Below are 6,320 nucleotides of genomic sequence, written 5' to 3'. Positions count from 1 at the left end.
CGTGTGCGGCTTGGATGCCGCACTACGAGCCTACATGGACGTACTTGCGGCGGGTCCAGGAAACCCGCCCCCGCCGGCCCACTCCCAGTCCACTCAACGGCTGGCTTTCAAGCTTCCAAGCTTCCAAGCTTCCAAGCCATCACCCCTCAACAGCGACCTTCGCAGGCAACGGATCCACGTGTCCGCACGCATCGCACGTGCGCAACTCCAGCGAAGAGTGATAGCGATCGAACACCTTCGGCAGATCCGTCTCGATGTTCTCCAGTGCGAAAAACTCCTCGTACAACTTGTGATTGCACCGCTCGCAGAACCACATCAGCCCATCGCGCTCATGCGCCAGCCGCTTGCGCTCCACCACCAGGCCCACACCGCCCGGCGGGCGGCGCGGCGAATGCGGCACACCGCCCGGCAGCAGGAAGATCTCGCCCGCGCGGATCCGAATGTCGCGCACCGCGCCATCCTCCTGCACCTTCAGCGTCATCTCCCCTTCAAGCTGATAGAACCACTCCGGGCCCTCGTCGTAATGGAAATCCGTGCGGCTGTTCGGGCCGCCGACCACCATCACGATGAAATCGCCGTTCTCGATCATCTTGTTGCCGACCGGCGGCTTCAACAGATGCCGGTGTTCTTCGATCCAGCCGAGCAGATTGATGGGCGAGGCAAGCATGGGCGATGTCCGTAAAAGGAAGAATCAGTCGCGCCGACCGTGGCGCGGCACGTAGGACAGCGCCTTCTCGTAGGCTGGCTGCAGGTCTTCCGGTGCGCCCACGTCGATGCCCATCTCGCGCACCCGGCCATCCTTCAGGCTATATACCCAGCCGTGCACCATCAGCTTCTGGCCGCGTGCCCACGCGTCCTGCACGATCGTCGAGCGGCAGGCGTTGACCACCTGCTCGATCACGTTCAACTCGCACAGGCGCGCATGCTTCAGCGCAGGATCCTCGATCGCGTCCATGATGGCCGAGTGTTTCTGCGCCACATCGCCGACATGGCGCAGCCAGTTGTCGGCCAGGCCCACGCGCGTGTTGTTCAAGCTGGCGTGCACGCCGCCGCAGCCGTAATGGCCCACGATCAGGATGTGCTTCACCTTCAGCTGATCCACGGCGTACTGGATCACGCTCAGGCAGTTCAGATCCGTATGCACCACGACGTTGGCCACGTTGCGGTGCACGAACACCTCACCCGGCGCCATGCCGATGATCTGGTTGGCCGGCACGCGCGAATCGGAACAGCCGATCCACAGGTATTCCGGGTGCTGCTGCTTGGCCAGCTGGTGGAAGAACTCCGGGTCTTCTTTTTCGATCCGGTCCGCCCATTCGCGGTTGTTCTGCAGCAGCTTGTGGATGTCTTTCATCGTGCGGGGTCCCTGACGTCGGGTGGGGGCAAGGCGCGGCCAGGGTGGCCGCGTCGTCGCAGGAGTGGGGAAGGTCAGTCGGCGGCAGTGCCGCCCTCGCGGCGCCAGCGCATCCACTGCGCCAGCTCGCGTGATGCCGGGGCGTCCAGCGCCGACAGTGCATCGATCACGCTGGACTGGTTGGCCTCGGGGTGGTTCTGGCTGAGCTTGAGTTTGATCTGCACTTGGGCCGGGCGGAAGCGGAAACCGACGATGCCGGCGAGCATGCGCCGTTGGCGCGGCTCGATCGGCAGCAGGTCCCAGTCACCACCGACCTGTGCTTCATAGTGCGCGCTCAGGCCGTCCAGCATGGCGATCAATGTGTCCGGATCGGTGGTCGGTTCCAGCACCCCGCGCAGTTCCGCGGCGGCGTAGTTCCAGGTCGGCACACGCGCCTGCGCGTCCTTGTCCGGATACCAGCCCGGCGATACATACGCATGCGGGCCGTGCACCAGCATCAACGCGGGGCCTGCATGGCCCGCCTGCGGGTTGGGCTTGGCCCAGTGGCCTTCGATCAGGATGCCGTCGGCATCGCGCCGGTAGAGCACCGGCATCCGCGTGGCCTGCGGCAGGCCGTCGGCCCCGGTCGTGACGAGGGTGACGAACGCATCGCGCGCCAGCAGCCGGTCCAGCCAGATCAGGTCGGTCTCGACGAAGGCGGACGGGATGAACATCGTCGGTTACGCGCGGGCGCCCAGGCTCTGGACCATGCGGCCGTGCAATGCGTCATCGCTGTCGGCCTGCGGCGGCTGCACTTCATGCAGCGAGAAGCCGCGCACCAGGGCGTCTTCTTCATCCAGACCGTCGTAGGCGACGAACTCGGCGTCGAACAGCTGCGAGCGCGCGGTGTCTTCGCTGTCATAGCTCAGCGTGTTGCCGTCGCTGTCCAGCACTTCGGCGGTGCCGGCCGGGCGCACGCGCAGGCGGGCCCAGATCAGGGTGTTGCCCAGGCTGGCCAGGAACCACTCGTCGTGGTGGGAGGTGTCGTCGTTCATGTGATTACCATCGAAAGCAGCCAGAGCAGGGCAGCCATGCCCAGTCCAGCAAGCAGCGTAAGCAGGGAAAGCCAGGCCGGCGCGGCCAGGCCGGTCAGCGAGCGGTCGGTGCTCTGGCGATAGTCGCGGCCGAGCAGCCAGCGCAGCGCATCCGGGCGCAGAAATGCGCCCGTGCCGAAACGATCCGCCAGCGCCGGGTGGCGGTCGCGGATGTGGACCAGGGTCAGCGGCCAGAAGATCACGAAGGCACTGAACCCGGCGATCGCCACGCCGACGAAACACAGCGCGAAGAACAGGGTCATGGTTCAGTGCCTCCGTAGGTCGATCAGAATTCGGCGCTGCCCGGTGCGCGCGGGTAGGGGATCGCATCGCGGATGTTGCTCAGCCCGCAGACGTAGACCACCAGGCGCTCGAAGCCCAGGCCGAAGCCGGCGTGCGGCACCGAACCGTAGCGGCGGAAATCGCGGTACCAGCCGTAGTGCGCCGGATCCAGGCCGAACTGCGCCATGCGCGCATCCAGCACATCCAGGCGCTCTTCACGCTGGCTGCCGCCGATGATCTCGCCGATGCCCGGGGCCAGCACGTCCATCGCCGCAACGGTCTTGCCGTCGTCGTTCAGGCGCATGTAGAACGCCTTGATGTGCTCGGGGTAGTTGGTCACCACCACCGGGCGGCCGATGTGTTCTTCGGTCAGCCAGCGCTCGTGCTCGGTCTGCAGGTCCAGGCCCCATTCGACCGGGAAGTCGAACTTCTTGCCCGAGTTCTGCAGCAGCTTCACCGCTTCGGTGTAGTCGATCTGCTCGAACGGAGCGTTGATGAAGCCTTCCAGCTTGGTGATCGCGTTCTTGTCCACGCGCTCGGCCAGGAAGGCCAGGTCATCGCCACGCTCATCGAGCACCGCGCGGAACAGGTACTTCAGGAACTGCTCGGCCAGGCGCGCGTCTTCGGCCAGATCGGCGAAGGCGATTTCCGGCTCGATCATCCAGAACTCCGCCAGATGGCGGGTCGTGTTGGAGTTCTCGGCACGGAAGGTCGGGCCGAAGGTGTAGACCTTGCTCAGCGCCAGGCAGTAGGCCTCGACGTTCAGCTGGCCGGACACGGTCAGGAAGGTTTCCTTGCCGAAGAAATCGCGGCTGAAATCCACCTCGCCCTTTTCGTTGCGCGGCAGGTTGGCCATGTCCAGGGTCGAGACCCGGAACATCTGGCCGGCACCTTCGGCATCGGACGTGGTCACGATCGGGGTGCTGATCCAGTTGAAGCCGTTCTGGTGGAAGAAACGGTGCACGGCCTGGGCCAGGCAGTTGCGGATGCGGGTGACCGCACCGAACAGGTTCGTGCGCGGGCGCAGGTGCGCCACTTCCCGCAGGAACTCCGGGCTCATCGGCTTGGGCTGGATCGGGTAGGTCAGCGGGTCTTCGACCAGGCCCACGATCTCGATGTCGCTGGCCTGGATCTCGAAGGACTGGCCCTTGCCCTGGGATTTGACCAGGGTGCCGCGGGCGATCACCGAGCAGCCCGGGGTCAGGCTCTTGATGTCGTCGAAATTGGCCAGGGTGTCATTGGCCACCACCTGGATGGGGGCGAAGCAGGAGCCATCGGTGACATTGACGAAGGCAAGCGCCGCAGAGCCGCGCACCGTGCGGACCCATCCGCGTACTGTTGCCTCGCCGCCTTCCGGGATCTTCCCGGCAAGCGCATGTTCAACGCTGACCACCGTCATGACTTGAATCCTCTGTTGATCGACTCGATCTCTGAACACGGAGTTTAACGGGTGCGGTGTTCGGCTTGCGAGGCATTTCTCGCGTCCCACGGGGCTGTGTGCCGTGTGAACCGCAGCTGCGGCCGCCGAGGCCGGGCCGCGCCATACCCTCTATAATGATCACGATCCGCTGGAGTTGCCTGTCATGGCCGTAAGCCTTACCCCTGTTGCCTTTGCCCGTGTGCAGAAGTTCGTCGAGCAGACCCCCGGTGCGCTGGGCCTGCGTTTCGGCGTGACCCGCACCGGCTGTTCCGGCTGGGGGCACATCACCGATCTGGCCCGCGATGAGCGCGAAGGCGACACCGTTTTCGAGCAGGACGGGGTCCGCATCTATGTGGATGCCACCAGCCTGGAGCTGGTGGACGGCACCGAGATCGACTTCGGCAAGCACGGCCTGAGCGAGACCTTCACGTTCAGGAACCCGAACGCGACCGCGGAATGCGGCTGCGGCGAGAGCTTCACGACCGAGGCCGACAAGGCCTGATCGCCTGCGCGCCGGGCCTGTTCCGCCCGCCCGGCTTGCCTGCAACCCCTTCTGCTGCCACAATGCGCGGCTTCCTGCCTGATTCCGGGCAGGACCCTTGCCCCACCGCGTTCACCTGCGGGGGGCTGTCCGGCCCTCAAAGGGCCACATCCGAAAGGTAAAAACACATGAGTCGTCATTACGAAGTCGTGTTCCTGGTCCATCCGGACCAGAGCGAACAGGTCCCGGCCATGATCGAGCGCTACAAGGCGCTGGTCGAGAACGGCAACGGCACCATCCATCGTCTGGAAGATTGGGGCCGTCGTCAGCTGGCTTACCCGATCCAGAACCTGGTGAAGGCCCACTACGTCATGCTCAACATCGAGTGCGACCAGGCCGTGCTGAGCGAGCTGGTGGAAAGCTTCCGCTTCAACGACGCCGTGCTGCGCAACCTCGTCATCAAGCGTGACGAAGCTGACACCGAGCAGTCGCTGATCATGAAGAGCAAGGACGAGAAGGGTGACAAGCCCGAGCGTGGCGAGCGTCGTCGTCGTGATGACGAAGAAGGTGAAACCACCCCCGCCGCCGCTGACACCGATGCCGGCGAAGACGCCGCTTCGGCCGCTTAAGGAGCACTGACATGTCCAAGTTCTTCCGTCGTCGCAAGTTCTGCAAGTTCACGGCCGAAGGTGTCAAGGAGATCGATTACAAGGATCTCAACACCCTGCGCCAGTACCTCACCGAGAACGGCAAGATCGTGCCGAGCCGCGTGACCGGTACCAAGTCGAAGTACCAGCGCCAGCTGGCAACGGCCGTCAAGCGCGCCCGTTTCCTGGCCCTGATTCCGTACACCGACAACCACGACGTCTGATGAAGGCTGGCGACTTCGAGTCGCCGCTTTCGCGGATCCGGCCGCCCGCGCTGTAAAGCGTCGGGCAGTTTAAGGATTCGCCGTTCGGATATTCGGACAGCCATCCGCTGCGGGGCCTGAGCCTCGCTAACGAATACATATTTGGAGCTACACCATGAAGCTGATTCTTCTTCAGAAGGTCACCAACCTCGGCGGTCTGGGCGATCTGGTCGACGTGAAGCCGGGCTACGGCCGCAACTTCCTCGTCCCGACCGGCAAGGCCGTTCCGGCCACCGCGACCAACGTGGCTGAGTTCGAAGCCAAGCGCGCTGATTACGAAGCCAAGGCCCAGTCGATCCACGCTGACGCCGAAGCCCGCAAGGCGAAGCTGGAAGGCAAGAGCGTCACGATCGCTGCGAACGCCTCGACCGAAGGCAAGCTGTACGGTTCGGTTGGCCCGCGCGATATCGCCGAAGCCTTCACCGCTGTCGGCCTGCCGCTGGAAAAGAGCGAAGTGATCCTGGGCGAAGGCGCGTTCCGCAACGTGGGCGAGTACGAGGTGACTGTTCACCTGCACGCCGACGTGGAAACCACCGTCAAGGTGGTTGTGGAAGCCGAAAAGGCCTGATCCCTGCCGAAAGGCGGGAGTCACTGAAACGGGCGCCCGCGAGGGTGCCCGTTTTTGTTTGTGGCAACGGCAACGGCAACGGCAACGGCAACGGCAACGGCAACGGCTGGGCGCCTTGATGACATCGGTGGGAGTGCGCCGGGTAGCCTGGGCCGGGACCCGCCGTAAACCCGTCCCTGGGGGCTCGAAATGCGCCATCCATGGCGCATTACGGTCCCGGCCCAGGCTACCC

At 64.6% G+C, this 6,320-nt stretch carries 10 protein-coding genes; 4 read left to right on the top strand and 6 right to left on the bottom strand.

All coding sequences use genetic code 11. The features are described from left to right. Nucleotides 1-139: 139 nt before the first annotated feature. The 6 genes from QMX81_RS20225 to asnS all read right to left on the bottom strand — a co-directional run bounded on the left by QMX81_RS20225 (nt 140) and on the right by asnS (nt 4,108). Nucleotides 140-667, bottom strand: a complete 528-nt coding sequence (locus QMX81_RS20225; RefSeq protein WP_282264195.1) for a 3-hydroxyanthranilate 3,4-dioxygenase — start codon at nt 665-667, stop codon at nt 140-142. A gap of 24 nt (nt 668-691) precedes the next feature. Beyond that, nucleotides 692-1,354 (bottom strand): carbonate dehydratase, encoded by a 663-nt coding sequence (can, locus tag QMX81_RS20220; protein WP_121037857.1) that lies wholly within the window; start codon nt 1,352-1,354, stop codon nt 692-694. A 74-nt stretch (nt 1,355-1,428) separates the two neighbouring features. Then, nucleotides 1,429-2,067 (bottom strand): FMN-binding negative transcriptional regulator, encoded by a 639-nt coding sequence (locus QMX81_RS20215; RefSeq protein WP_282264193.1) that lies wholly within the window; start codon nt 2,065-2,067, stop codon nt 1,429-1,431. 6 nt (nt 2,068-2,073) lie between these two features. After that, nucleotides 2,074-2,388, bottom strand: coding sequence for a hypothetical protein (locus QMX81_RS20210; RefSeq protein ID WP_121037851.1), 315 nt, complete (start codon nt 2,386-2,388; stop codon nt 2,074-2,076). Next, nucleotides 2,385-2,690 (bottom strand): hypothetical protein, encoded by a 306-nt coding sequence (locus QMX81_RS20205; protein WP_102787980.1) that lies wholly within the window; start codon nt 2,688-2,690, stop codon nt 2,385-2,387. Before QMX81_RS20205 ends, QMX81_RS20210 begins: the two co-directional genes overlap by 4 nt. 23 nt (nt 2,691-2,713) lie before the next feature. Beyond that, entirely contained in the window at nt 2,714-4,108 is a 1,395-nt protein-coding gene (gene asnS / locus QMX81_RS20200; protein ID WP_019184350.1) for an asparagine--tRNA ligase, read from the bottom strand. A 184-nt stretch (nt 4,109-4,292) separates the two neighbouring features. Between asnS and QMX81_RS20195 the strand changes: the two genes are divergently transcribed. The 4 genes from QMX81_RS20195 to rplI all read left to right on the top strand — a co-directional run bounded on the left by QMX81_RS20195 (nt 4,293) and on the right by rplI (nt 6,088). Continuing rightward, nucleotides 4,293-4,631 carry an iron-sulfur cluster assembly accessory protein gene (locus tag QMX81_RS20195; protein WP_019184349.1) on the top strand — a complete coding sequence of 113 codons (339 nt, stop codon included), beginning with the start codon at nt 4,293-4,295 and terminating at the stop codon, nt 4,629-4,631. Between the two features lie 167 nt (nt 4,632-4,798). Then, entirely contained in the window at nt 4,799-5,239 is a 441-nt protein-coding gene (rpsF, locus tag QMX81_RS20190) for a 30S ribosomal protein S6 (RefSeq protein ID WP_019184348.1), read from the top strand. An 11-nt stretch (nt 5,240-5,250) separates the two neighbouring features. Beyond that, the gene (gene rpsR / locus QMX81_RS20185) at nt 5,251-5,481 is read left to right on the top strand and encodes a 30S ribosomal protein S18 (protein ID WP_002804494.1); all 231 of its coding nucleotides are present in this window, start codon (nt 5,251-5,253) and stop codon (nt 5,479-5,481) included. Between the two features lie 154 nt (nt 5,482-5,635). Continuing rightward, entirely contained in the window at nt 5,636-6,088 is a 453-nt protein-coding gene (gene rplI / locus QMX81_RS20180) for a 50S ribosomal protein L9 (protein WP_121037848.1), read from the top strand. Nucleotides 6,089-6,320: the final 232 nt, after the last annotated feature.

Origin of the sequence: Stenotrophomonas sp. PS02301, assembly GCF_029959485.1 — a bacterium.
Taxonomy (GTDB): Bacteria; Pseudomonadota; Gammaproteobacteria; order Xanthomonadales; family Xanthomonadaceae; genus Stenotrophomonas; species Stenotrophomonas maltophilia_Z.
This window is presented reverse-complemented; position numbering and strand designations above follow the sequence as displayed.